General features: G+C 31.3%; 27 protein-coding genes. 19 read left to right on the top strand and 8 right to left on the bottom strand.

Annotation, left to right across the window (positions count from 1 at the left end; genetic code table 11):
• The first annotated feature begins 102 nt into the window (after positions 1 to 102).
• The 5 genes from pmtR to pmtD are packed head-to-tail and all read left to right on the top strand — an operon-like array spanning position 103 to position 3664.
• On the top strand, positions 103 to 483 hold the full coding sequence (pmtR, locus tag KA814_RS08280; protein ID WP_046207994.1) for a PSM export ABC transporter transcriptional regulator PmtR: 381 nt from the start codon (positions 103 to 105) through the stop codon (positions 481 to 483).
• Positions 480 to 1346: a phenol-soluble modulin export ABC transporter ATP-binding protein PmtA gene (gene pmtA / locus KA814_RS08275; RefSeq protein WP_046207993.1), complete on the top strand. Its 867-nt coding sequence runs from the start codon at positions 480 to 482 to the stop codon at positions 1344 to 1346. Before pmtR ends, pmtA begins: the two co-directional genes overlap by 4 nt.
• Before the next feature lie 36 nt (positions 1347 to 1382).
• On the top strand, positions 1383 to 2045 hold the full coding sequence (pmtB, locus tag KA814_RS08270) for a phenol-soluble modulin export ABC transporter permease subunit PmtB (RefSeq protein WP_046207992.1): 663 nt from the start codon (positions 1383 to 1385) through the stop codon (positions 2043 to 2045).
• Positions 2046 to 2063: 18 nt separating this feature from the next.
• A complete protein-coding gene (gene pmtC, locus KA814_RS08265; RefSeq protein ID WP_046207991.1) occupies positions 2064 to 2936 on the top strand; it encodes a phenol-soluble modulin export ABC transporter ATP-binding protein PmtC in 873 nt (290 codons plus the stop codon).
• Positions 2936 to 3664, top strand: coding sequence for a phenol-soluble modulin export ABC transporter permease subunit PmtD (gene pmtD, locus KA814_RS08260; RefSeq protein ID WP_046207990.1), 729 nt, complete (start codon positions 2936 to 2938; stop codon positions 3662 to 3664). The genes pmtC and pmtD overlap by 1 nt, the downstream gene beginning before the upstream one ends.
• Before the next feature lie 71 nt (positions 3665 to 3735).
• Here pmtD and KA814_RS08255 read toward each other — a convergent pair whose 3' ends face one another.
• Positions 3736 to 4296: a thioredoxin family protein gene (locus KA814_RS08255; protein ID WP_064209734.1), complete on the bottom strand. Its 561-nt coding sequence runs from the start codon at positions 4294 to 4296 to the stop codon at positions 3736 to 3738.
• Positions 4297 to 4748: 452 nt separating this feature from the next.
• Here KA814_RS08255 and KA814_RS08250 point away from each other — a divergent pair, with 452 nt between their 5' ends.
• Together KA814_RS08250 and KA814_RS08245 are read left to right on the top strand one after the other, a co-directional pair.
• Positions 4749 to 5309 (top strand): HAAS signaling domain-containing protein, encoded by a 561-nt coding sequence (locus KA814_RS08250; protein WP_210122718.1) that lies wholly within the window; start codon positions 4749 to 4751, stop codon positions 5307 to 5309.
• Complete coding sequence (locus tag KA814_RS08245; RefSeq protein ID WP_046207987.1) at positions 5306 to 6157, top strand: DUF4097 family beta strand repeat-containing protein; 852 nt, start codon at positions 5306 to 5308, stop codon at positions 6155 to 6157. The genes KA814_RS08250 and KA814_RS08245 overlap by 4 nt, the downstream gene beginning before the upstream one ends.
• Positions 6158 to 6348: 191 nt before the next feature.
• On the opposite strand, the gene KA814_RS08240 is transcribed toward KA814_RS08245, so the two are convergent.
• On the bottom strand, positions 6349 to 7389 hold the full coding sequence (locus KA814_RS08240; protein WP_064209732.1) for a C45 family autoproteolytic acyltransferase/hydrolase: 1041 nt from the start codon (positions 7387 to 7389) through the stop codon (positions 6349 to 6351).
• Between the two features lie 429 nt (positions 7390 to 7818).
• Between KA814_RS08240 and KA814_RS08235 the strand changes: the two genes are divergently transcribed.
• Complete coding sequence (locus KA814_RS08235; RefSeq protein WP_019469577.1) at positions 7819 to 7989, top strand: hypothetical protein; 171 nt, start codon at positions 7819 to 7821, stop codon at positions 7987 to 7989.
• A gap of 186 nt (positions 7990 to 8175) precedes the next feature.
• Here the strand turns inward: KA814_RS08235 and KA814_RS08230 are convergent, their stop codons facing one another.
• Positions 8176 to 8601, bottom strand: coding sequence for a YolD-like family protein (locus KA814_RS08230; RefSeq protein WP_064209731.1), 426 nt, complete (start codon positions 8599 to 8601; stop codon positions 8176 to 8178).
• 312 nt (positions 8602 to 8913) lie between these two features.
• Here KA814_RS08230 and pglS point away from each other — a divergent pair, with 312 nt between their 5' ends.
• Complete coding sequence (pglS, locus tag KA814_RS08225; RefSeq protein WP_046207984.1) at positions 8914 to 9951, top strand: 6-phosphogluconolactonase; 1038 nt, start codon at positions 8914 to 8916, stop codon at positions 9949 to 9951.
• A 60-nt stretch (positions 9952 to 10011) separates the two neighbouring features.
• Here pglS and KA814_RS08220 read toward each other — a convergent pair whose 3' ends face one another.
• From KA814_RS08220 to KA814_RS08210, 3 genes are all read right to left on the bottom strand, one after another.
• The gene (locus KA814_RS08220; RefSeq protein ID WP_046207983.1) at positions 10012 to 11391 is read right to left on the bottom strand and encodes an aldehyde dehydrogenase; all 1380 of its coding nucleotides are present in this window, start codon (positions 11389 to 11391) and stop codon (positions 10012 to 10014) included.
• A 150-nt stretch (positions 11392 to 11541) separates the two neighbouring features.
• A complete protein-coding gene (locus KA814_RS08215) occupies positions 11542 to 12468 on the bottom strand; it encodes a manganese-dependent inorganic pyrophosphatase (RefSeq protein ID WP_046207982.1) in 927 nt (308 codons plus the stop codon).
• 55 nt (positions 12469 to 12523) lie between these two features.
• Positions 12524 to 13075 (bottom strand): cysteine hydrolase family protein, encoded by a 552-nt coding sequence (locus KA814_RS08210; RefSeq protein WP_064209730.1) that lies wholly within the window; start codon positions 13073 to 13075, stop codon positions 12524 to 12526.
• A 136-nt stretch (positions 13076 to 13211) separates the two neighbouring features.
• Here KA814_RS08210 and KA814_RS08205 point away from each other — a divergent pair, with 136 nt between their 5' ends.
• Together KA814_RS08205 and KA814_RS08200 are read left to right on the top strand one after the other, a co-directional pair.
• A complete protein-coding gene (locus KA814_RS08205) occupies positions 13212 to 14294 on the top strand; it encodes a glycosyl hydrolase family 28-related protein (RefSeq protein ID WP_046207980.1) in 1083 nt (360 codons plus the stop codon).
• A gap of 132 nt (positions 14295 to 14426) precedes the next feature.
• Complete coding sequence (locus KA814_RS08200) at positions 14427 to 15980, top strand: SLC13 family permease (protein WP_046207979.1); 1554 nt, start codon at positions 14427 to 14429, stop codon at positions 15978 to 15980.
• Between the two features lie 95 nt (positions 15981 to 16075).
• Here the strand turns inward: KA814_RS08200 and KA814_RS08195 are convergent, their stop codons facing one another.
• Positions 16076 to 16885, bottom strand: coding sequence for a prephenate dehydratase (locus KA814_RS08195; RefSeq protein WP_046207978.1), 810 nt, complete (start codon positions 16883 to 16885; stop codon positions 16076 to 16078).
• A 33-nt stretch (positions 16886 to 16918) separates the two neighbouring features.
• Positions 16919 to 17986 (bottom strand): nitric oxide synthase oxygenase, encoded by a 1068-nt coding sequence (locus KA814_RS08190; protein WP_064209729.1) that lies wholly within the window; start codon positions 17984 to 17986, stop codon positions 16919 to 16921.
• 240 nt (positions 17987 to 18226) lie between these two features.
• On the opposite strand from KA814_RS08190, the gene KA814_RS08185 reads away from it, so the two are divergent.
• The 8 genes from KA814_RS08185 to pcrA all read left to right on the top strand — a co-directional run bounded on the left by KA814_RS08185 (position 18227) and on the right by pcrA (position 26556).
• Complete coding sequence (locus KA814_RS08185; protein WP_046207976.1) at positions 18227 to 19696, top strand: nicotinate phosphoribosyltransferase; 1470 nt, start codon at positions 18227 to 18229, stop codon at positions 19694 to 19696.
• Entirely contained in the window at positions 19689 to 20525 is an 837-nt protein-coding gene (gene nadE, locus KA814_RS08180) for an ammonia-dependent NAD(+) synthetase (protein WP_064209728.1), read from the top strand. Before KA814_RS08185 ends, nadE begins: the two co-directional genes overlap by 8 nt.
• Positions 20526 to 20594: 69 nt before the next feature.
• Positions 20595 to 21173 carry a DUF2179 domain-containing protein gene (locus KA814_RS08175; protein WP_019469590.1) on the top strand — a complete coding sequence of 193 codons (579 nt, stop codon included), beginning with the start codon at positions 20595 to 20597 and terminating at the stop codon, positions 21171 to 21173.
• Positions 21170 to 21355: an NETI motif-containing protein gene (locus tag KA814_RS08170; protein WP_046207974.1), complete on the top strand. Its 186-nt coding sequence runs from the start codon at positions 21170 to 21172 to the stop codon at positions 21353 to 21355. Before KA814_RS08175 ends, KA814_RS08170 begins: the two co-directional genes overlap by 4 nt.
• 327 nt (positions 21356 to 21682) lie before the next feature.
• Positions 21683 to 22978, top strand: a complete 1296-nt coding sequence (gene purB, locus KA814_RS08165) for an adenylosuccinate lyase (RefSeq protein WP_064209727.1) — start codon at positions 21683 to 21685, stop codon at positions 22976 to 22978.
• A gap of 85 nt (positions 22979 to 23063) precedes the next feature.
• A complete protein-coding gene (locus KA814_RS08160) occupies positions 23064 to 23366 on the top strand; it encodes a YerC/YecD family TrpR-related protein (protein ID WP_046207972.1) in 303 nt (100 codons plus the stop codon).
• A gap of 296 nt (positions 23367 to 23662) precedes the next feature.
• The gene (pcrB, locus tag KA814_RS08155) at positions 23663 to 24355 is read left to right on the top strand and encodes a heptaprenylglyceryl phosphate synthase (RefSeq protein WP_064209726.1); all 693 of its coding nucleotides are present in this window, start codon (positions 23663 to 23665) and stop codon (positions 24353 to 24355) included.
• Entirely contained in the window at positions 24352 to 26556 is a 2205-nt protein-coding gene (gene pcrA, locus KA814_RS08150; RefSeq protein WP_046207970.1) for a DNA helicase PcrA, read from the top strand. Before pcrB ends, pcrA begins: the two co-directional genes overlap by 4 nt.
• Positions 26557 to 26558 lie beyond the last annotated feature (2 nt).

Genomic DNA, 26558 nt, shown 5'->3' with positions numbered 1-26558 from the left:
ATTTTCAATCACTGTAAATTTTTATTTAAAATGAAATTTTGACTTTACAAGTGTGTATATATTGTATATATTGTGTATATACAGTTATGAGGGAGGACGTTAATGAAAATACTTTTAAAAAATAGTAGTGAAAGGCCGATTTATGAGCAAATCAAACAACAAGTAAAAGAGAACATTTTAAAAGGATACGTTGCTCCTGGAGAACATTTGCCTTCAATGAGAGAATTAGCACAGGATTTAAGTGTCAGTGTAATCACCACAAAACGTGCCTACGAAGATTTAGAAAAAGATGGTTTTGTTTTTACTATAAGAGGAAAAGGTACATTTGTGAAGGAGCAGGACAGTTCAATTTTAAAAGAAAAACAATTTATAGTTATAGAATCCTTAGCTAAATCAATGAGTAAAGAAGCCAAGACCATTGGGATGACTTTGTCAGAGTTACAAGAAATATTAGCGTTGATTTATGAGGAGGACGACGAATGAATGCAATAGAATTGAAAAACATTAATTACCATTTTAAAGAATTTCAATTAAATGATATTTCATTTAAAGTCCCTCAAGGATTTGTAACTGGTTTTATCGGAGCAAATGGTGTTGGTAAAACGACAATTATCAGGTTAATCATGGATTTAATTGAACCTAATGATGGTGAAATATTCGTTTTTAACCAAAAAATGAAAAATAATGCTGTAGCAATAAAAGATAAAATTGGTTTTATTTATTCTGAGTTATATCTTAATGATAAATGGACAATAAAGAAAACAGAAAGTTATATTGCGCCATTTTATAGTTATTGGAGTCATGATATTTTTAAACATTATGTTGAGTTGTTTGGTTTACCTTTTAATAAAAAGATTAAAACATTTTCAACAGGAATGAAGATGAAGTTATCTATTGCAATCGCATTTAGCCATCAAGCGGAATTATTTATTTTAGATGAACCTACTTCAGGCCTAGATCCTATTGTTAGAAATGAAGTTTTAGATATCATTCAAAAAGAACTTATTGATGAGAAAAAGACTGTTTTTTTATCAACGCATATTATTTCTGATTTGGAAAAAATTGCTGATTATTTAGTCTATATTAAAGATGGAGAAGTTGTTTTGAATGATTTTTTAGATAAACTTTTAAATCAGTTTAAAATTGTCAAAGGTGATTCCGATCAAATTGATGAAGAGTTAAGGCAATTAACTCAATACTTTGAAAGTAATAAAACGGGTTATACTGCACTAACAACTCAAGCCAATGTGTTTTATGAAATATTTGGAAACGCCGTTGCAATCACTAGTCCAACAATTGAAGACTTAATGGTTTACCTCGAAAAAGGTACCCAAAAGAATGATTAGGGCCTTTCTAATAATTAACAACGCGGGAGGTATAAGATGAAAAATTTACTTATTCGAAACCTTAAGTTACGTAAATGGACGATTGTTTTATATGCAGTTTTACTTGTTATTTCTCCTTTACAATTAATTTTGAATCATGACACCTTGATGAATAAAGTGATTTATTCTGCACTTGTTATGGTACTGGTAGTTATTTCAGTTTTAGATTCAGGACATGTTTTTCGTTTTAATAAAAAGCTAGGACACAAACAATCCTATGACTTTTTTGCTAGTTTACCGGTTTCTAAATTATCTTTATTAAATGCGAACTATATAACTGTTTTGGTATTTACTTTTATTGGTGCAGGCATTTTATCTTTATATGGTATTTCCAATGATAACTATACAAATAATACAATTAACATTAACTTCACATTGCCATTTTCTTATATTGCCATCAACTTCTTTGCCATACCATTAGGCTTTAAGCGTTATACAGAACAAAAGGCAGAATATATTTCATTTATTCCTTACGTGCTAGGGATGTTAATTTTCTTACCGTTTGTCATTGCAATTATCATTATTGGTTGTTCATTACTATTTGATTATGACTTTGAACATTTAAAATATTTTAAAAATTTCTTTAACTATGGCTTTTTGTCACTAAGTGTTATATTTTTAGGAATAAATTATATCATTCAATATAGAAAGCTAAATTAACTTTAAAGGAGGCGCATTATGCAGTTAAAACAAATTACTAAAACATATGGTAGTAATAACGTATTAGACCATATTGATTTTGATTTTGGCCATAGTCAAATTGTTGGTTTAATAGGTAAAAATGGAGTGGGTAAAACCACTTTAATGAAAGTGATGAATGGCAACATTGTAAATTATAAAGGTGAAGTTCAACTAAGTAATAAAGAAAACGTAGGTTATTTAATTGAGCATCCTAAATTATACGATAATAAATCTGGCTTATATAACTTGAAGCTTTTTGCAAATGTGTTAGGAAAAGGATTTGATAAAAAGTATGCTGATCAAATTATCGATGCATTTGGAATGCGCGGTTATATAAAAAAGAAAATCAAAAAATATTCAATGGGTATGAAACAAAAGTTAGCTATTGCAGTGTCTTTAATGAATAAGCCCAAATATTTAATTTTAGATGAACCAACAAATGGAATGGATCCTGACGGTTCAATTGATGTTTTAAAAACGATACAATCACTTGTTCAAGAACTAGATATGAAAATCCTGATTTCAAGTCATAAACTTGAAGACATAGAGTTAATTTGTGATAGAGCAGTCTTTTTAAGAGATGGAACATTTGTACAAGATGTTGATATGAAAGAAGGTGCTCCAACAGATTCTACGGTATTGAATCTTGAAGCAGGTGACTTTGAGGCAGGATTAGCTTATTTAAATGAACATTTTGATGTTATACAGTCTCAAAAAGAAACAGGAGAAGTTATATTAAAGGCTCAAAAAAGCTATAAAGATATATTACGAGGGTTAGCAAGTAAAGAAATTTTCCCTGAATTTATTGAAACACGTAAAAGTTCGTTACGTGATACGTACTTTAATATCAATCAGAAAGGTGGCCAATAATGAACAGTATACAACTCGTAAAATATGACTTGATTAGTATATTTAAAAGTCCTTTAACTTACTTAGCATTATTATTGACGATTTTACCAATGATTGGATTTACAATTTTATTTGTTCAACAATCTGATGAAATGAATGGTAATACATTACTTTCAATTGGTAGTTGGTTCTTTTCTATTATGGGTCTACTTTTTGTAATTAAAACAATTACACGTGATATTTCTCAAGGTACGATTCAATTATATATGAATAAAACATCGAGTCGTGTGGGTTATGTTGTTGCAAAAGTTGTTTCTATTATACTAATTGCTATATTAATAACAGCTATTCTTGTTGCATTTGTTTTAATTGTTCAAGGTATTGTAGATGGTAAAAATATTAAAATGGATAAAATTTTTGAATTACTATGGTTTTTCCTAATGTTCCATTTATTCTTTGGATTACTATTATATTTATTTGCATTAGTAGTGCCTAAAACAGCGCTTATTTTCACATTAGGAATTTTCTTAGTATTGATTGTGCCTTTTGCAGAGCCTTTCTTACCAATGATTCCCAAAATTGGAGATAACATACAAGACTCATTAAAATATATTCCATTTAGTTATTTAACATCGAAAACGACTTCTGGAGATTATACATTCAGTAATTGGCAATGGTTTATTACCTCAGCTTCAATTGTTATTTTATTTATTATTAATCTATTCTATGCATCTAAAAAAGATATTTAATAGTAGAAATTAAACTTCAATAAAAACACGTATGAATTGTAGTAAAGCTCATCCAATTCATACGTGTTTAATTATTTAGTGATTAATTTATCTAAGATTGAATCGTAAACATGTTTCCACATTTGTGAGTCTGTTTTGTAACGATTTGCAATAATTGTGTGTGTTTCTGCTGATTTGTCTTTAAATGTAGGGTCGTCTTTTTCAGGTAATTTTGAGCGCGTGTCATCTACAAAGTTTTGGACTTGTCTAGCACGAGGGCCCCAAACAGTTTGTTGTTCAAAATCATCATTTAGAAAGACAAATATTGGAATAGATCTAGCCGTGCCATTTGTTAAGTATTGATCTATTAAATCAGTATTTTCATCGCGATGGAATACTCTGACTTCCAAGTGTAATGCTTCACTAATATGTTTTAGAATAGGAAGATTCATCATAGCATCTCCGCACCAATCTTCTGTTATTACAAGCACTTTGCTGTAAGGTAAAGATTTGATTTTTTCAAGACGTTCATCATCTTGAGGAAGTGAGAATGATTTATAAATTGTAAGTAAATTTTCTTGGTTTTCAGTCATATCCTCAATGTACTGATCAAGTGGCTGACTGTTTTTGAAATAAGTTTCTAAACTTGTCATTATTTTTCCCCCTTTAATTTATTAGCTATTATTATAGCAACAATTTTTAATGAAAGAAAATTTTTAATACTTAGAAAAGTAATAAGTTTTAATATTTGTTTTAAATGAAAATACTAAATGATTATGCTATATTAATTTAGTATGAATAGTGTAAAACAACATTGGATTACATAACTTTTTGATATTAGTTTTTAACTAATAATATTTAAACATTAAATTTATTATATTTAATCATTGAATCTTTGATATGTTAGATTATGTTTACTTAATAATCTTAACGCAACATTTAGATGATGAATATATTAAAGTGTTTGTTATACATAGAAATGATGAAATTAGAGCGTTGAAATTTGTATTATTAAATTTGGTAATGACATGCCTTATCGGTTTGCCATGTTTTGAATTGAAATAGAAATCGATGAAATCTTACAATTTGAATGGCGGTAGATAACTTGGATAAAATCACATTTTTAAATGCGTTAGAACAAGAATTAGAAAACCTACCTCGAAATGAACGAGATAAAGTGATGTATGAATATGAGCAGTATTTTTTTGAACAAGAAAACAATGGGAAAAATGAATACCAAATCATTGGAGCTTTAGAATCGCCAAAGCAGATTGGTAAACAGATAATGGCAAAAAATGCTATTGTATCTGCCGAATATAGACCAAGTACTAAAAATATTGTCAGAGCAATAATGGCTTCTCTAGGTATGAGGATTTTGTCATTAATTATTATTTTGATACCTATGGTAATATTAGCTGTATTTATGTGTGGCTTATTACTCGTTGCGTTTTTCTTAACTATTAGCCCTATATTGTTAATTGTTCATGGATTATTGAATCACATGATTAGTCTTGCGATAAGTAATTATTTTTTTGCTTTTTCTTTTACAGGGTTAGGTATTGTTTTATTTGTAATTATAGCTAAACTAGCTCAACTTGTTTATCGTTTAATTTTAAAATACTTAAGATGGAATATCCGAACAATTAAAGGAAGTGTAGATTTATGAAGCGGTTATTTTTAGGTGGATTAACTTTATTTATAACGTGCTTTCTTTTAGGAAGTGTTACATGGTTCGGTTTTGAAAAGCAAAATGAAAAATTAAATAGTGTTAATAAAGTATTAGATTCTAAAGATATTAAAAATTTAGATGTTTTAACTGAAAATTGTAAAGTTTTAATTAAAGCTGGAGATAAAACGTCAGTGAGATATAAAGGTAAAAGAAATCTTGATATTAGCAATCATGATAAAACGTTGAAAGTTAAAGAGACTGAAAAACTAGAAAACCATTATGGTTTAAATTACAATCCTTTTAGAAACTTTGAGGATAACTTAATTATCACTTTACCTGAAGAAAAATTAAATGAACTGCATGTTTCAAGTAAATATAACACTATAACGGTTAAACAATTAAATGTAAATGATGCAGATTTTTCAAAAAAGCATAAAAATGGAGGTAAGGTGTTTGTAAATGAATCTAAGTTTGAAAAGTTAAGGTATAAAGGACTAAATTCAGCTATAACGTTTAAAAATAGTGAAATAAATAATGCTAATATTAAAACTGAAAATGCCAGAATAAATAGTGAAAATACTCTTATCCAAGCGTCTGTGTTATTAGTAAATAATGGAAGCATAAACTTATCTAATACAGAAATCGATTCAAATTTTAAGGCTTCTGCTAAAAAAGGTGATATTAATATTAGTTATAAAGCGGCGCCGAAAAATACACTTCTAAAGTTATATCCATTTCATGGAGATGAAAAAGTTAACAATAAGCATTTTGTGAATCAAAAAATAGGGAATGGGGATAATATTTTAGAGTTATATACCACTGACGGAGATATAGTGATTGATTAATTACTTTTATAGAATCTGGGACATCATTGACTCGTCCCAGATTTTTTCATATTGTTAGTGAGCCTTATGTATAAGATTCAGCCCAGGTACTCATTTTGTACTTTTTTTCGATTTTAATCATCATTGCTAGGAGAGAGACAATAAAATCTTTTTAATAAAATTAGATCTCTGTTTCACTCCTTTTGTATAGTCTAATAAGTTGCAAAGGTTAATTCGGTATCTAATTGACCAAAAAGTGTGTCTGCAGATAAAGCTTGTCCATTAAGCCAGTTTGCAAAGTTTATTTTGGTCGGATGTTTATTTTCACCGATTGCAATATATGCAGTTAAAGTCTGTGGTTCATACATACTCGTATGTATTGTTCCTGACCAACTTCTAAAAAGCTTGCTATAAATGTTATATTGAGGGTTATTAAATAATTTAAAAGCTTCTGCTTTATTTAGGTGTGCTGGTTTATGTTTAATAAGCCGTTCTAAACGCGCCTCTGATTCTGCTGTATAATTTCTATTTTCATGTGTTAATAATTTAAAGTGATTCGTACAAGTTTGGTCATAGCGCACGTTAATTGAACGGGGTGTAACTTCAATAATTGCATGATCTAGATTTTTATCCATAACAATGTAGCTAAATGAACTTCTATGTGGGATTTCCTTTAATAGTTGTATTGCTTCTGGTACAGTTTTACAATACTGTAGAATAATTCTACCTATCATATAACATACAAAACCGTCTCCAGGATGTTTACGGTGCATGAAATTGTAACCCATAGACAGCCCAGCTTCGTTCATTCCATCCATTCTTCCAGTTACACGCGAAGTTGGCCCAACCTGTGCTAAACCACCATCATTTGGTTGAAATAATAAATATCGTCCATCATAAGTGGCAGGATGGTAGTCGTAATTGCGTACCATGTAATCATTTCCTAAAAAGACAGTGCAACCGCTATTTTTTAATGGTGTAAAACGGTAATGTCCGAAGTTTAATATCATTTGTTTGGTAGGGAGATTCAAAACTTCTTGCATACCTTTTATTTCTTCCCAAATTTGTGGGGCATATATTTGGAAAATTTCATATGTTTCTTTAATATTTATATCAAATCTAGGCATGCGTTTTTTCCATTCTTTTTCTCTATTTTTTAGCATTGGTGTTTGCTGCATCCATTTAGCAGTTTTGACGCCTAAATCAAAATGTGATCCTCGGTGCGTTAAAATATCTGTTTGTACTTTTTGCATAAAAAAACTCCTATGTTAAGTGTAACCTTACAATAATGTTATCTCATTGTAACGTCATGTTAATTGTATTACTGTTCTGTGGAAGTTATCATAAAATTAACTTTTAAAACTAAATCTTAATTTAGTTGAATGAGGTGATGATTATGTTAAATTACTATGGACAATTAAGAGATGCTCTATCAACTTGGTGGGGTAATTAATATCTAATGATTATTTTATAGTAGTATCATGTTTACTTCAAATGGTTATTAAATTCCAATTCTTTTCAAACTATTTAAGTTATAATGGTTATTTAGTATATTTATAATGTAATTTTATATTATGAACCCTTAGAATAATTTATTTGAAAAAGGGTATATATTTATTGATGTCTTTAAGTATGCTATCATAATTGTTAGACATGTTAATAAATTATTGAGGTGAAACAGAATGTGGAATTTTATTAAAGGTTTATTTAAATTTGTATTCGGTACAATTCTAACTGTATCGTTAGCAGCAGGAATAGGTGCTGTTGTATTCGCTTATATCTTCAAAAAAGACTTTGAAGATATCGAAAATAAAACAAAAGAAATCGTTTCAGACATCGAATCTAATAATTAATTACTGATAGAACACTTTTAAGTGTTCTATTTTTTTTAGCCTCCGTTCATCTGCCGAAAGCAGATGCTACGGAGGCTTATGCAGTCGGAAGACTGCGAACCAAAGTAAAAGAGCTGCCGAAAGCAGATGCTACGGAGGCATATGCAGTCGAAAGACTGCGAATGACATGTGTGCAATAACTGACTTTTAGTACGATGTTGGTTGATGCTTTAGGTTTATGTTTGTGATATCAAAAAGTGATAGCTTTATTGTGTTTGAATTGGCAAGTGGATATCCCTCTAAGTACATATGAAGCATATCAATATTTTTAATTTCCAATGTGATATATTCTAGCCAACCATTCTTATAATATTCGATATCCACTGGTATATTTGCATGTAGTGCTTGATGTAGTTGAATATTAAGTTCATTTAATTGATCGTCTGATAAAATAGGACGGTCAATTTTATTTTGATCAATGATATGTTGTTGTACTGCCTCAAATTGTTCGGGTAACGTTGCAAATGGTGCCCACTTAACCATTCCGCGTCCTTGTGGAATATTAGGATTTAATTTTTCCCTAGGTATTTTTCTATAATCAGTTTCTTTATTATTATATTCATTTGAAAGCATCTAATCACCTCAATTCAATAATAGAACATTTGTTCGTATTATTGCAAGTTATTTTTCAATATTTAATAAAATGTTAGCGTAACGTCTGAAAACTGACCTGATTTATAAAAGAAGGCAGATAATAATTAAAGTGAAAGCTAGAAAATGATATGTTTAATTAAGATAAATTAGTTTAATAAAAGTAAAAGTTATTTTTGTCATATAGGTTACAATGAGATGATGTATAATCGCGTATTAGCACTAAAACCATTATATTGTCATTTAGCATTAATATTTATTAAAATGAAAGTATCATTATATGGAGGGGTTTACATGACTACAGTAGGATATATCGGTTCATATACGAAAAAAGAGGGGAAGGGCATTTACCGTTTCGAATTAGATGAACAAACAGGAACGATTGTTGAGGTAGAAACAGGTTATGAATTAGAAGCATCAACATACGTGAATCAGCATGACTCATTTTTATATGCTGTCACACGTGAAGGCGAAGACTGTGGTATCGCAAGTTTTAAAATAGACCAAGATGGCAAAATTAGCTTTATTAATAAATGTTTAGCTTCAACAAAAGGTAGCGGATGTTATGTTTCAGTTTCGCCAAATGGAAAATACATTTTTGAAGCAGTTTATGGTGCAGGACTGGCTCGTATTTATGAAGCGAATCCGACTACTGGTGAAGTTATTCGTTTAATTCAAGAGTTAACACATGATTACCCAACAGGTCCTTTAGAAAGACAAGAACAACCTCATGTCCATTACCTTGGTATAACACCAGATGAAAAATATGTGGTGGCTATGGATTTAGGAACAGATAAGATTGTAACGTATGAATTTGGAGATAATGGATACAGTGAATATGCAGTATATGACTTTGAGCCAGGAGATGGACCACGGCATATTGCTTTCCATGAAAATGGGAAAATCGCTTATGTTGTACACGAATTATCAAATATTGTAAGTGTTATGGAATACGAAAATGGTGAATTCTCAGAAATTGAGCGCCATGCAACAATACCCGAAAATTTTGAAGGTGCAACCAAGTTAGCTGCAGTAAGATTATCTCACGATCAAAAGTTCTTATATATTAGTAATAGAGGACATGATAGTATTGCTATCTTCAAACTTGGAGACAATGGCTCAACAATTTCACTCGTAGATATAGTGGCAAGTGGAGGAGCATTTCCTCGTGATTTTAATATTACTGGATCAGATGACTTCTTAGTTTGCGCCCACCAAGAGGGTGATTATGAAGTTGTTGTATTTAAGAGAGACAAAGTTACTGGAAAATTAGAGAAAGCAGATGACAACAAAAATGCACCAGAAGGTGTTTGTGTTCAGTTTTTAAAATAAAATAAATGATAAAAATCCCGAAAACTTAGCTTAGTTTTCGGGATTTACTATATTAAAATATTATTTGTTGAAGAATGCTTTAATATATTTAAATTTTCCTTTGTAAGGAGGGAACAATAGGCTTGATTCCAACCTTGTAGATTTAAAAATATATGATTTATCATGACTAAAAGTATCAAAAGAATATTTTCCATGGTATTTTCCTATACCAGAAGCACCAACGCCACCAAAAGGTAAATTAGGGTTTGCTAAATGCATTAAGGTATCATTGATTGCACCACCACCAAAGGATAATTCATTTAGTATTCTCTCTGAACTGTTTTCATCTTCACTAAATAAATAAAGGCTAAGTGGTTTAGGTTTAGTACGTATTAAATCAATTGCTTCGTCAAAATCATCGTAAGCTATAATAGGTAAAATTGGTCCGAAAATTTCATTTTCCATAATTTTTGAATCGAAAGTAGTACCGTCTAAGATAGTAGGTGCAATAAAATTTTCATCAATATCAGTTTGACCACCAAAAGTAATCTCAGGGTGATGAATATTTAACAATTCATTTAAACGGTGATAATGTTTTTTGTTTACAATACGTCCAAAGTCTGGACTATCTTGAATATTTGTACCATAAAATTCAGTTATTGTCTTTTTTAATGCACTGATGAGCTCATCTTTTACTTTACGATTTACCAGTAAGTAATCCGGTGCAACACAAGTTTGTCCAGCATTTGTAAACTTACCAAAACAAATACGTTCACTTGCAACTTTAATATTTGCACTTTCGTCAATGATTGCAGGTGACTTTCCACCTAATTCTAAAGTTACAGGCGTTAAGTTTTTGCTTGCAGCGCTATATACGATGCGTCCAACCTGTTCACTACCTGTGAAGAAAATATAATCAAAAGGTAAATGAAGTAAAGACTGAGTTGTATCAGCATTTCCTTGAATGATATTAATATACTCAGGATCAAAGGCGTCGGAAATGATTTGCTGTATGACATCAGATACATTCGGTGTGAATTCAGAGGGTTTTAGTATTATAGTGTTCCCTGCAGCAATTGCACCAATCAACGGTTCTATTAACAATTGGAATGGATAATTAAAAGGTCCAATAATTAGCACTGTGCCATAAGGTTCTTTCATAATGTAACTTTTGGTAGGAAACATAAATAAGGGTGTATTGACTTGTTTGGTTTTGGCCCAATTTTTTAGTTCTTTACGAGCTGATTTAATATTTTTTAATGTAAAGCCAATCTCAGTTGCGTAGGCTTCTACTTTATTTTTACCTAAATCTTTTTGAAAAGCTTCAAGTAAGTCATTTTCATAATTTTTAATACTCTTACTTAACTGTTTGAGTTGTTTTTTTCTAAATTTAAGTGATTTGGTTTCATGAGTATTAAAATATTGTTTACTATTGTGGAAAGATTGTTCTATTGAATTCAAATATTATTCCTCCTAGTATATTGATGATTTAGATAGTTTAAAAAGATGGATAAAAAACTGGAACATAATTATTATTATGTCCCAGTTTTTCTATATAGTAAACTATTTAAGTTTTTACTATATAGTGTTATATATTGATAAAGTATGAGATTAGCTTAAAGCTTCTGTAATTTGTGGTACAACTTGTTTTTTACGAGATACAACACCTGGTAAAAATGCAGTATTATTGTCTAGTTTAACGTTGAATGCGTTGCCTACTTTATCTTTTTCAGCACCAACAACTAAAATTTTAGAATCACTGTTGATGATATCAGTTACAAGCAGTACAAATAAATCATATTTTTCATTTGTACTTACTTCTAACATTGCTTTTTCTAACTCTTCTTGACGTTGGAATACTTCATCAATATCTACGGTATTAACTTGACCGATACGTGTAATATAGTCACCCATATTAAATGATTTTGCATCCATATTTAATAGCTCAGATGCAGTTTTGTCAGTTGTTGAAGCACCTGCTTTTAACATTTCTAAACCATAAGATTCTAAGTCAACATCTGCAATTGATTTTAAAGCTTCAGCAGCGTCAATATCTTCTTGTGTACAAGTTGGTGATTTAAATAGTAAGCTATCTGAAATGATAGCAGAAATCATTAAACCAGCAATTTCAGGTTTGATTTCAAAACCACGTTCTTTGTACATTTTGTATAAGATTGTTGCAGTACAACCTACTGGCTCAGCACGGTAATATAATGGTCCTGCAGTTTCAAAGTTTGAAATTCTATGATGGTCAACGACATGTTGAATTGATGACTTATCAATTGTATCAGCACTTTGTTGGAATTCATTATGGTCAACTAAGATAACATTTTGATTATTTAAATCATCACTAAGTAATTCTGGTGTGTCTACATTAAAATGATTTAATGCATATTGAGTTTCAGGTCCTACTTCGCCTAAACGATAAGGTGTTGCGTCTGTATTTCCTGTTTGTTGTTCAAAATCTGCCATAATAATAGCTGATGAGATTGCATCTGTATCTGGATTTTTATGACCGAAAATATAAGTTTTTGCCATGTTTTAATTCTCCTTAATTTTTTATTTAATTTTATTTTATCATGATTTTCTATTGTTATTCTACTTCAGCACCTAATGAATTTTTAAAATGATCTAATGCCCATTGATGCCCTGTTGGATTAAAAGAAGCGACACCCTTATGAGAAATTGAAATAGCATATCCCAAATTGTAAGCAGAGATTGCGGTGTGCAGCACGCAAATATCTGTACATACACCAACAATTTCTAAATGCGTAATGTTGCGTTCACGTAACATAATGTCTAAGGGCGTACCACAAAATGAATCATAACGTGTTTTATCTAAATAATGCACATGATCATTAAATAAGATATTTTGAAAAATATCATTTACTTTACCGTAAAGTTCTCTTCCAGTGGTATCAATTATATTATGAGGTGGAAAAAGATTGTTTTCTGGATGATAGCTATTTTCTTCATAATGTAAATCCATAAGAAAAAAGATATTAGCCTGTTTTTTATTATATGCTTCAATTCTTTCAACAATATAACTTTCAATTTGTTGACCCGGAAGGCCACAAGTTAATTTACCATTATCAGCAACAAAATCATTTGAATAGTCAACAATAATAAGCGCGCTATTTTTCATCTAATGTAACACTCCCAAAATTAAGATTATAGTTATTATATACTAAGTACATAAATCATTAAAGGTGCATTTAAAGCGTTTGAAAAACGAACTATTAGTTTATTATAAAGTATTAAGTGAGGAGGAAGAATTACTAATGATAATTAATGCAATGCAGTTCGGCCTAAAAGGTAAGCATAGATGGGCAGATACACGCGCGATTCAAAAAGCGTTAAAATACGCTAGAAAACACAAAAACACAACAATTTATATTCCTAAGGGAGAGTATCATATTCGTAGACCGTTGGTAATATATGATTCAACTACTTTGATAATGGACGACGAAGCAGTATTAAAAAGAGTAGGCAAAGATACTTTATTGAAAAATGGTAGATGGCTGAAATCTTATTATGGATATGAAGGTAATAGTGAAATCTGCATTGCTGGTGGAACATTGGATATGAATGGTTATGAGTATCCATATAACAATACAGCAATGTGCATGGGGCATGCTCAAAATATTCAAATTTTAGGTGTAACATTTAAAGATGTTGTTGGAGGTCATGCAATAGATGCATGCGGCATTAATGGCCTATATATAAATGGTTGCGAATTTTTAGGATTTAAAGACGATAAAGGAGAAAGGTTATTTTCAGAAGCGGTACAAATTGATATACAAGTAAAAGGTGCTTTCCCAAAATTTGGTGCCACGGATGGTACGATAACTAAAAATGTAATAATTGAAAATTGTTATTTTGGAAATTCAAAGACACCAACGATGGGTGCTTGGAATAGAGCAATTGGATCTCATGCGAGTAGATTTAATCAATTTTACGAAAATATACACATTCGTTTTAATACATTTGAAGGTATCAACCAATACGCACTGACCCCTTTAAAATCAAAAGATACTTTTATCCATGATAATATATTTAAAAATTGTGGAGGAGGGATTCGATTTTTAGCAGTGAAAGATGGAAAAAATGCACAAGATCTCACAGGTAAGGCAAGACCAACGCAATCTGGAAGTAATTTAAATATTTATCATAATCACTTTATAGGTCATATGTCTAAAGATGCCATTCGAGTGCAAAGCTATAATAACGTAAAACACAACAATATATTTATAGCACAGAATTATTATGACAATAAGCAGCAAAGACTTTATTTAAAAGATATAGAAGATTTGTATCTCTCAAATCAGGAAAATATAAGCGTTAAAAAAATAAATATAAAATAATGATTCTTTATTTTAGTAGTTCTGAATTAAAACACAATATAAAACATATTGTAATTTAATAGAAATTATATTATGTTAAAGAGTAATAAAGTAAGAAAATTCAGAAAGTAATTGAAATCGGGGGGAATCATTATGAATAATATAAACAAAGGGGAATATAGGCGTTCGCAGTATTTAACATTTTTTTCTAAAAAAAATAAATCTTATAATGCAGGACAGCTTACAGGGTTGATTTTAGGGCCACTACTATTTATTTTGACATTGTTAACTTTTGAACCTGAAAATTTATCGTATAAAGGCGTTTTTGTATTAGCGATTACTATTTGGATCGCTATTTGGTGGATTACTGAAGCAATACCAATTGCTGCAACTAGTTTGTTGCCATTAATTTTATTGCCTGTTGGACATGTACTTAGCCCAGAAGAAGTATCTGCTCAATATGGTAATGATATTATTTTTCTATTTTTAGGTGGATTTATATTAGCTATTGCTATGGAAAGATGGAATTTACATACACGTGTTGCCTTAACAATCATTAGTATTTTAGGTACAAGTACTGGAAAGATTTTATTAGGTTTTATGATAGCGACAGGATTCTTATCTATGTTTGTTTCTAATACTGCAGCTGTGATGATTATGATACCGATAGGTTTAGCGATTATTAAAGAAGCAAATGATTTAAAAGGGGAAGAAATGAATGCTACAAGCATCAGTAAATTTGAACAATCGCTAGTGTTAGCCATTGGGTATGCAGGAACCATTGGTGGTTTAGGAACTTTGATCGGAACGCCTCCACTTATTATCCTTAAAGGCCAATATCAATCTGCATTTGGTGAGGAAATAAGCTTTGCTAAATGGATGGTCATTGGCGTACCTACAGTCATTGTACTATTGATTTTAGTATGGTTGTATCTACGTTATGTTGCATTTAAACATGATATGAAAGAACTGCCAGGCGGTCAGAACTTAATTAGGAAAAAATTAGATGAGTTAGGAAAGATGAAATACGAAGAAAAAGTGGTACAAGCAATTTTTATATTAGCAAGTTTGTTATGGATTAGTAGAGAATTCTTATTGAAAAATTGGTCGTTCACCTCAGAAGTGGCAGACGGTACAATTGCCATGTTTATAGCTGTATTATTATTTTTAATACCGGCTAAAAATAAAGAACAACATACGCGAATTATTGATTGGAATGTTGCCAAAGACTTGCCATGGGGCGTACTCATTTTATTTGGTGGAGGTTTGGCACTTGCTAAAGGTATCTCAGAGAGTGGCTTAGCGAAATGGTTAGGTGAACAATTAAAGTTGATTGAAGGCGTTAGTCCATTAATTATCGTTCTTGTCATTACAATATTTGTGTTGTTTTTAACAGAAATAACTTCGAATACAGCTACTGCGACTATGATTTTACCTATACTTGCAACACTTTCAGTTGCAGTTAATGTACATCCGCTACTACTCATGGTACCTGCTGCTATGGCCGCTAATTGTGCTTATATGTTACCAGTTGGCACACCACCAAATGCTATTGTATTTGGAACTGGAAGGATTAGCATTAAAAAAATGGCGTCAGTTGGATTTTGGGTTAACCTGTTGAGTATTATTGTTATTGTGTTAGTAGTTTATTTCTTAGTACCACCAGTATTAGGTATAGATATTACCAAACCATTACCATTAAAATAAATCAAAAATAATAGAGCCCGAGACAATTAAATGTCTCAGGCTCTATTATTTTTGAAGTATCATATCATGATAAGTTTTTGAATTTTACTTTCTGATTAATCGTGATTTAACTTATTGAAAGATCCAATGATTGTAACTTGAAAATCTAAAGTGTTCAAGATTTTAATGACTTTCGATAACGCTTCTGTTAAACCAGTATCTGCTTGGACGAAAAAATGATACATGCCCAGCTGTGTTTTTAAAGGTCTAGACTCAATCCAAGATAAGTTGATGTTAAAAAGCACAAAAGTGTTTAAAATACTTGCAAGTAAGCCTGGTTTATCAAATTGTGGTGTAATGAGTAACATTGTGTCACTAGCATTGTCCGAATGTTGTGGCTGGTTACTTACGACTAAAAAACGTGTGACATTGTGAGGGAAGTCTTGAATGTTTTGTTCTATAGGTTGAAAGCCATAAGTTTCCCCACTACCTAAAGGTGCGATTGCACCCACTTGGTTGGTTATTTTTTCTAAACTTTGTATCGTGCTATCTACATAATCATATGTGAACTTATGTTGTTGTATATATTGGCTCGTTTGACTAATTGCTGGGCTTATTGAATAAACTTTTGATATATCATTGACTGTTGCATTTTCAGGGCCATATAAAGCAAATTGTATATCTAAATGTATTTCTCCCTGTGCATAAATATTTTGTTGTGTTAAGGCATCGGCAACAATATTGATTGTACCTTCAATTGAATTTTCGATGGGCACAACAGCAATACTATGATTATCTTCTGAGACAGCAGTAACGACTTCATACAAATTAGATTTAGACGTATATTCGAACTCAGATTCTGATAGATATTGTTTTGCCGCTAAATATGAAAATGTTCCTTTTGGACCTAAATAATATAATTTCATGTGACGTTACCCCTTGTATATATGTGTTAAAAATTAATGGAAAGGACACCCAGAAACAGATGATTGTTTTTTATAAAAGAAATTCGGTTCTTTCATCTCATTTTTATACCCGTGATGGTAATTAGATACTAAAGTTGGAGATAAAGATGGTGCCAACCAAGACCATTTTCCGGTTACATCTCTTCCATTTTTCCGTTCGTTTTTTTCAAATCTTTCAAATTGTTTTGACGCAGTTAGATGATCAACCATTGATACGCCTTCATTTTTAAAAGAATGATATACTGCATAATTCAATTCGACTAACGTTCTATCTTTGTTAAAAGAATTATTCTTTAGTGTATCAAATTCAAAAGCTTCTGCAACGGTTTCTAGTAAATTGTAGCGATATGAATCAGTAAAATTTCGCACCGCAATTTCATTTACCATGTACCAGCCGTTGAACGGCGCGGTTGGATATATGATTCCACCAATTTTTAAGTCCATGTTAGATATAATTGGTACGGCATACCATTTTAGCCCAAGCTTTTCTAATTTTGGAAAACGATCATGGGTAATAGGCACTTCTTTTATCATTTCAGGTTGATAATTGTAAAACTTTAACGATTCACCAGGAATTTTATAAATTAAAGGTAAAATGTCAAAATCTGTATGTTTGCCTTGCCAACCTAAATGTTCGGCTAATTGTGTGATTTTTAGTTCGGAAGGGTCACCTACGTCTTCATAACCTGCATATCTGATAAGTTGATTATTATATATTTTTGGAGGATGTTGAGCATCAAAAATAGTGATACATGGTTTTATTTTCCCTCCATTTGTAGCGAATTGAATATGATTTTCTATTGCATCTAAAAATTCTTGTTCAGTCTGGATATGTCTTGCATCATTGACGGTTAATGAGTCCCAGAATGCACGGCCTATACAACGATTTGAATTTCTCCAAGCCATCTTGGCACCATATACAAGTTCCTCGTTAGTATGTTTATACGTACCAGTTAAGTTTATTTGTGTTTCTATCTGATTAATTCGTTTTAAAATAGTATTTTCGTTATAATTTAATTCTTTATACATTGTTTGAATAAATGATTTAGCTTCATTTAACATATAAAACACCTCGCACACATTATACGGTATTTTTTCTATTTTTAATGTTTAATTATAGAATTGTCATGATTTTGTCGCTACTATTTTGAATTTACTACTAACTAAATAATAATTAAATAACAAAATTATATTTAATATTATGATGCGTTATGTTTGAAGTAATATGGATAAATTCATTTCAGATATAAACGTTTAATTTTTTGTGTTAAACTAATGAAAAAGCCGATAGGAGAGATAGCGGTGTACCAATTTGAGGATGATACATTAGTATTACATAATGATTTATATCAAATAAATATGGCGGAGAGTTATTGGAATGACGGGATTCATGAAAGAAATGCTGTATTTGATTTATATTTTAGAAATATGCCTTTCAACAGCGGATATGCAGTGTTTAATGGATTGAAACGAGTGATTGCTTATATCAATAACTTTCATTTTTCAGAATCGGATATTAAATATTTAAAATCCATTGGTTATCAAGAAGACTTTTTAGAATATTTAAAAGATATGAAATTTACTGGTAATATTCGTTCTATGCAAGAAGGAGAATTATGTTTTGGTAATGAACCTTTATTAAGCGTAGAAGCACCACTTATCCAAGCACAATTAATTGAAACGATGTTGTTAAATATCGTGAATTTTCACACGCTAATTACTACGAAAGCAAGTAGAATAAAACAAGTAGCGCCAAATGACACATTAATGGAATTTGGAACAAGACGTGGACAAGAAGCAGATGCTGCTTTGTGGGGTGCAAGAGCAGCATATATTGGTGGATTTGATTCAACGAGTAATGTGCGCGCTGGAAAACTTTTTGGCATACCAGTATCAGGAACGCATGCGCATGCAATGGTTCAAACTTATGGTGATGAATATATTGCATTTAAAAAATATGCAGAACGCCATAAAGATTGCGTGTTCTTAGTTGATACTTTTCATACTTTGAAATCTGGTGTACCAACAGCGATAAAAGTTGCTAAAGAGCTTGGTGATGAAATTAACTTTGTTGGTATACGTTTAGATTCTGGTGATATCGCTTATTTATCAAAAGAAGCACGTCGCATGTTAGATGATGCAGGATTTACTGAAACTAAAATTATTGCATCAAATGATTTAGATGAACAAACGATTACAAGCTTGAAATCGCAAGGTGCAAAGGTTGATTCATGGGGTGTTGGTACTAAATTAATTACTGGTTACGATCAGCCTGCCTTAGGTGCAGTATACAAACTTGTGGCAGTAGAAGATGCTTCAGGGAATTATGTAGACCGAATAAAGCTATCAAACAATGCAGAAAAGGTAACTACACCAGGAAAGAAAAACGTCTATCGTATTATTAATAAGAAAACAAACAAAGCTGAGGGTGACTATATCACGTTAGCGCATGAAGATCCTTATGATGAGTCTCCACTTAAATTGTTCCATCCTGTACATACGTATAAGATGAAATTTATAAAATCCTTTATAGCCAAGCCGTTACACCATGATATTTTTAAAGACGGTGAACTCGTTTATGATTTACCAAATGAAAAGGAAGCACAAAATTATTTGACTAAAAGTCTTTCGTACTTATGGGATGAGAACAAGCGTCATCTTAATCCTCAGGAGTACCCAGTTGATTTAAGTACAGAATGTTGGGAAAATAAACATAAACGTATCTTTGAAGTGGCAGAACATGTGAAGGAGATGGAAGAAGAAAATGAGTGAAATTCAAGATATTATCGTAAGAGAAATGAAAGTCAAGCCCAGCATTGATAGCAAATTAGAAACGCGTAATATTATTCAATTTATTAAAAATTATATCCAATCTCATTCATTTATTAAATCATTGGTTTTAGGTATTTCAGGTGGGCAAGATTCGACTTTAGCTGGCAAGCTATGTCAAATTGCGATAAATGAATTAAAAGAAAAAGATATTGATTGTCAATTTATTGCAGTTAAATTACCATATGGCGAACAAAAAGATGCCGATGAAGTTGAAGATGCTTTGAAGTTTATACAACCGGATCGAACAATTACAGTCAACATTAAACCTTCAGTAGATCAAAGTGTAGAATCGCTAAAAGAAGCTGGAATTGTGTTGACGGATTTCCAAAAAGGGAATGAAAAAGCGCGTGAACGTATGAAAGCACAATTTTCGATTGCATCCAATCAACAAGGAATTGTTGTGGGTACTGATCACTCAGCGGAAAACTTGACTGGATTTTTTACAAAATATGGCGATGGTGCAGCAGATATCGCACCGTTATTTGGTTTAAATAAACGTCAAGGGCGACAAATATTAGCATATTTAGATGCTCCAGCACATTTATATGAAAAAGTACCAACTGCTGATTTAGAAGAAAACAAACCACAATTACCAGATGAAGATGCACTTGGTGTTAGTTATGCTCATATAGATGATTATTTAGAAGGAAAACAAGTGCCAAAAGAAGCAAAAGCTATCATAGAAAATCATTATATTAAAAATGCACATAAAAGAGAATTAGCTTACACAAGATATACATGGCCGAAAAATCAAACAGATTTCGAATGATTTTAGTGACAAAATAATAAGTTACTGATAAAATAATTTGAATTTAATGAGAAAGAAAGGGAAATGAACATGTCAGTAATTACTTCTAATCCATGGTTAATGGTTTTAGCTATTTTTATTATTAATGTTGCTTATGTAACTTGTTTGACAATGAGAACGATTTTAACACTCAAAGGTTATCGTTATGTTGCAGCAGTGGTAAGTTTCTTAGAAGTTTTAGTATACGTTATCGGTTTGGGAATGGTTATGTCTAGTTTAGATCAAATTCAAAATGTCTTTGCATATGCATTTGGGTTTTCAATCGGTATTATTGTAGGAATGAAAATTGAAGAGAAATTAGCGCTTGGCTATACAGTTGTGAATGTTACTTCATCTGAATATGAATTAGATTTACCAAAGCAATTGAGGGATTTAGGTTATGGCGTTACACATAATACTGCTTATGGCAGAGATGGCACGAGATTAATTTTACAAATATTAACACCAAGACGTTTTGAGCTGAAATTGATAGAAACCATTAAGCAAATTGATGAAAAAGCGTTTATCATCGCATATGAACCAAGAACAATTCACGGTGGTTTTTGGGTTAAAGGTGTGCGTAGCAAGAAACTTAAACAATATGATCCAGATAAAGTGGAAAGTATATGAAAAAGCAGCAAAAGTTTAAAGTAGAAGAAAACGAAACGATACAAGCTTGTTTGCAACGTATGCGAGATGCTGGATATATGCCTATTAAACGCTTTGAAAAACCAATTTATAAAGAAAATAAAGATGGTAAATATGAAGTATACAGGCAAGAAATTCAATTTGTTGGAAAATTAATAGAATAATCGTTTAAAACAGATACTTAGTGTTAGATATATAAATGTAATCGTTGGCAGAGATAGAAATCTCAGGTCAACGATTTTTTTATCATATAATCGCAAATTAATATAAAATGATAAATCTTGAGGAGAATAAGGTTTTTATGCACGGCTTTTGATAAAACGTGTTAAAATTTCTATAAAGAAGATAGAAAAGACTTATACATTTATGATCAATTCTGTTAAACTAATAATGACAAGAATAAACACGAACTTTAATTGTATTTTTTGATAGAATGTACATGTTTTTGGAGTTTGTGAACTAAAACTTACGCAAGATAGGAGCTTATTTTAATGATAGAACGTTATTCTAGAGAAGAAATGTCAAATATTTGGACGGATCAAAATCGCTATGAAGCTTGGTTAGAAGTAGAAATACTAGCATGTGAAGCTTGGAGTAAATTAGGAGATATACCTGCTGAAGATGTATTGAAAATTCGTCAGAATGCAAAGGTTGATGTTAACCGCGCAAAAGAAATTGAGGAAGAAACACGACACGATGTCGTTGCATTTACAAGACAAGTATCAGAGACATTAGGTGAAGAGCGTAAATGGGTACACTACGGGTTAACATCAACTGATGTAGTTGATACGGCATTAAGTTATGTCATTAAACAAGCAAACGATATTATTGAAAAAGATTTAGAAAGATTTATTGATGTTTTAGCACAAAAAGCTAAAAATTATAAATATACTTTAATGATGGGACGAACTCATGGTGTACATGCGGAACCAACAACATTTGGTGTCAAAATGGCATTATGGTATACAGAAATGAAACGTAATTTAGAGCGTTTTAAGCGTGTGAGAAAAGAAATAGAAGTTGGTAAAATGAGTGGTGCAGTAGGGACTTTTGCAAACATCCCACCTGAAATTGAAGCGCATGTTTGTGAAAATTTAGGTTTAGATACAGCCGCTGTTTCTACTCAGACGTTACAACGTGACCGACACGCATATTATATAGCTACTTTAGCGTTGATAAGTACTTCTATGGAAAAATTTGCAGTGGAAATACGCAACTTACAAAAAACTGAAACAAGAGAAGTTGAAGAAGCTTTTGCTAAAGGCCAAAAAGGTTCGTCAGCGATGCCACACAAACGTAATCCAATTGGCTCAGAAAATATTACTGGTATTGCTCGTGTTATCAGAGGATACATTACAACTGCATATGAAAATGTAGCTTTATGGCATGAAAGAGATATTTCACATTCATCTGCAGAAAGAATCATGCTGCCAGATGTAACGATAGCTTTAGATTACGGGTTAAATAGATTTACAAATATTGTAGAAAGACTTACTGTATTTGAAGATAATATGTTAGCAAATATCGATAAAACTTTTGGTCTTATTTATTCGCAACGTGTATTATTAGCGTTGATAAATAAAGGTTTAGCACGTGAAGCAGCATATGATAAAGTACAGCCAAAAGCGATGGAGTCTTGGGAAACAAAAACACCATTTAGAACATTAATTGAACAAGATTCATCTATTACAGATTTATTGAGCACTGAAGAATTAGATGAATGTTTCAATCCAAAACACCATTTAAACCAAGTTGATACGATTTTTAAACGTGCAGGATTAGAATAATTGAAATTTACTTATGAAATCGTTACACTTTAATGTATTAGCACGTTGAATTAAGATTAAAATGAAAGTACAGGGGTTGTTTTTAATGCAAATAGAAAAATTAAGAGGAAAAGCATTAGATGAATTATTTGATGCAATTCTTACATTAGAAAACAGAGAAGAATGTTACCAATTCTTTGACGATTTATGTACAGTAAATGAGATTCAATCGTTATCTCAACGATTGCAAGTCGCAAAAATGATTAAGCAAGGATATACTTATGCGACGATTGAACAAGAGTCTGGTGCTTCAACTGCAACGATTTCTCGTGTTAAGAGATCTTTACAATGGGGAAATGATGCTTACACAATGATTCTAGACCGCATGAATATTGAAACGGCCGATTAATTAACAATTCTATATACTGTAGCGAAGTGTAATTTTAATGATTTCATTAGTAAAGCTGTTAGTAAAGAAACTTTCTTTGCTGACAGCTTTTTATGTTGTTAATTTAAAGTGTATTGATAAAATAGATACGAAGCGATTATTTTTCTGAAAAATTTTGAATATATTTAATGAGAAACATGATTAATCTACCATTGATATGTCATGTTAGAATTCAATATAAAATCCTATATCGTTTTAGAACTCAGTGGTTAAAAATGATATAATCAAAAGTATGCTAAAAAAAGGAGTAACATATCATGTATGACATTAAAAAATGGAAACATATTTTTAAATTAGATCCTGCTAAGTCGATTTCTGACGATGATTTAGATGCGGTATGTATGTCTCAAACCGATGCAATTATGATAGGTGGCACAGATGATGTTACTGAAGATAATGTTATTCAATTGATGAGTAGGGTGAGAAGATATCCTTTACCTCTCGTTTTCGAAATTTCCAATATCGAAAGTGTTATGCCTGGTTTTGACTTTTATTTTGTACCGACTGTATTGAATAGTACAGATGTAAAATATCATAACGGTGTACTTTTAGAAGCATTGAAATCATTTGGACATGTCATAGATTTTGAAGAAGTTGTTTTTGAAGGATATGTTGTCATGAATCCTGAAAGCAAAGTAGCACAAGTTACACAAGCTGAAACAAATTTAACAGATGAAGATATCGAAGCATATGCTCAAATGATTAATGAAATGTATAAATTACCAGTTATGTATCTTGAATATAGTGGTGCATACGGAGAAGTTGAAAAGGTAAAGACAGCTGCAAATATGTTAAGTGATACACAATTATTTTATGGTGGTGGCATTAGTAATCAAGAAGAAGCTGAAGAAATGGCTTCGATTGCTGATACGATTATCGTTGGTGATATTGTTTATAAAGATATTCAAAACGCATTAAAAACAGTTAAGATAAAGGAGTCACATAAATGAATGCATTAGTAAATAAGATGAATGATGAACAAAGTTTAGCAGTACGCACTACAGAAGGGCCACTACTTATTATGGCGGGTGCGGGTTCAGGCAAAACACGTGTTTTAACTCATCGTATAGCTTACTTGCTTGATGAAAAGGACGTATCCCCATACAACATTCTAGCGATTACTTTTACAAACAAGGCAGCAAAAGAAATGAAAGCACGTGTGGAAGCTTTAGTAGGAGAACCGGCTCAAGTTATATGGATGTCAACATTTCACTCAATGTGTGTAAGAATACTGAGAAGAGATGCGGATAGAATTGGTATTGAACGTAATTTTACTATAATTGATCCTACGGACCAAAAATCAGTTATCAAAGATGTATTGAAAAATGAAAATATAGATAGTAAAAAGTTTGAACCAAGAATGTTTATAGGTGCTATAAGTAATTTGAAAAATGAATTGAAAACACCAGAGGATGCACAAAAAGATGCTGAAACATATCATGAACAAATGGTTGCTACAGTGTATAAAGGATATCAAAGACAGTTATCAAGAAATGAAGCGTTAGATTTTGATGATTTAATCATGGTTACAATTCGATTATTTGAACGTGTGCCAGATGTGTTAGAATTTTATCAAAATAAATTCCAATACATTCATGTCGATGAGTACCAAGATACAAACAAAGCACAATATACATTAGTAAATCTTTTAGCATCTAAATTTAAAAATTTATGTGTAGTTGGTGATTCTGATCAATCTATTTATGGTTGGCGTGGTGCTGATATTCAAAACATACTTTCCTTTGAAGAAGATTATCCTGAAGCTAAAACGATATTTTTAGAACAAAATTATCGCTCAACTAAAAATATATTAAATGCAGCTAACGAAGTAATCAAAAATAATTCAGAGCGTAAACCCAAAGGGTTATGGACAGGTAATACATCTGGAGAAAAAATTCACTATTATGAAGCTACTACTGAGAGAGACGAAGCGGAATATGTAGTTAAGGAAATTATGAAACAACAACGTAATGGAAAAAAATATAAAGATATGGCTATCTTATACCGTACCAATGCTCAGTCTCGTGTGTTGGAAGAGACATTTATGAAATCTAATATTCCATACACAATGGTTGGTGGTCAAAAATTCTATGATCGTAAAGAAATTAAAGATCTACTTAGCTATTTGAGAATAATAGCCAATAGCAATGATGATATCAGTTTACGTCGTGTAATCAATGTACCAAAACGTGGCGTAGGTCCATCGACAGTAGATAAAATTCAGGCATATGCTGCTCAAAACGAGATAAGTATGTTTGATGCACTAGCAGAAGTAGACTTTATAGGCTTATCTAAAAAAGTAACACAAGCATGTATTTCATTTTATGACATGATACAGAACTTAATTAAACAACAAGAATTTTTAGAGATTACAGAAATCGTTGAAGAAGTATTGGTGAAATCAGGTTACCGTGAGATGTTGGAACGAGAACAAACATTAGAATCAAGAAGTAGATTAGAAAATATAGATGAATTTATGTCAGTCCCTAAAGACTACGAAGAAAACACGCCATTAGAAGAACAGTCGTTAATCAATTTTTTAACAGACTTATCTTTAGTTGCTGATATAGACGAAGCGCAAATAGATGATGGCATAACGTTGATGACAATGCACTCAGCCAAAGGATTAGAGTTTCCTATTGTATTTATTATGGGCATGGAAGAATCATTATTTCCACATATAAGGGCGATAAAAAGTGATGATGATCATGAAATGCAAGAAGAAAGAAGAATTTGTTATGTAGCGATTACACGTGCTGAAGAAACGTTATATTTAACGCATGCGACATCAAGAATGCTTTTTGGAAGACCACAGTCCAATATGGCTTCAAGATTCTTAAATGAAATACCTGAAGATTTATTAGAAAACGAAAATAAATCACGAGCAACTGCACAAGGAAATCGATTTAAATCTGCAACTAAACAACCTGAAAAAAGAGGATATAGTAAACGTGTGACATCCTCGAAAAAAGCACAACAATCGACGGATTGGCATGTTGGTGACAAAGTTATTCATAAATCATGGGGTGAAGGTATGGTAAGTAATGTTAATGAAAAAAATGGTTCGGTTGAATTAGATATTATCTTTAAATCTGAAGGACCTAAACGGTTGCTTGCTCAATTTGCACCTATTGAAAAGAAAGGGGAATAAAG

Source organism: Staphylococcus sp. GDY8P196P (assembly GCF_017891705.1).
GTDB lineage: Bacteria > Bacillota > Bacilli > Staphylococcales > Staphylococcaceae > Staphylococcus > Staphylococcus ureilyticus.
This window is presented reverse-complemented; position numbering and strand designations above follow the sequence as displayed.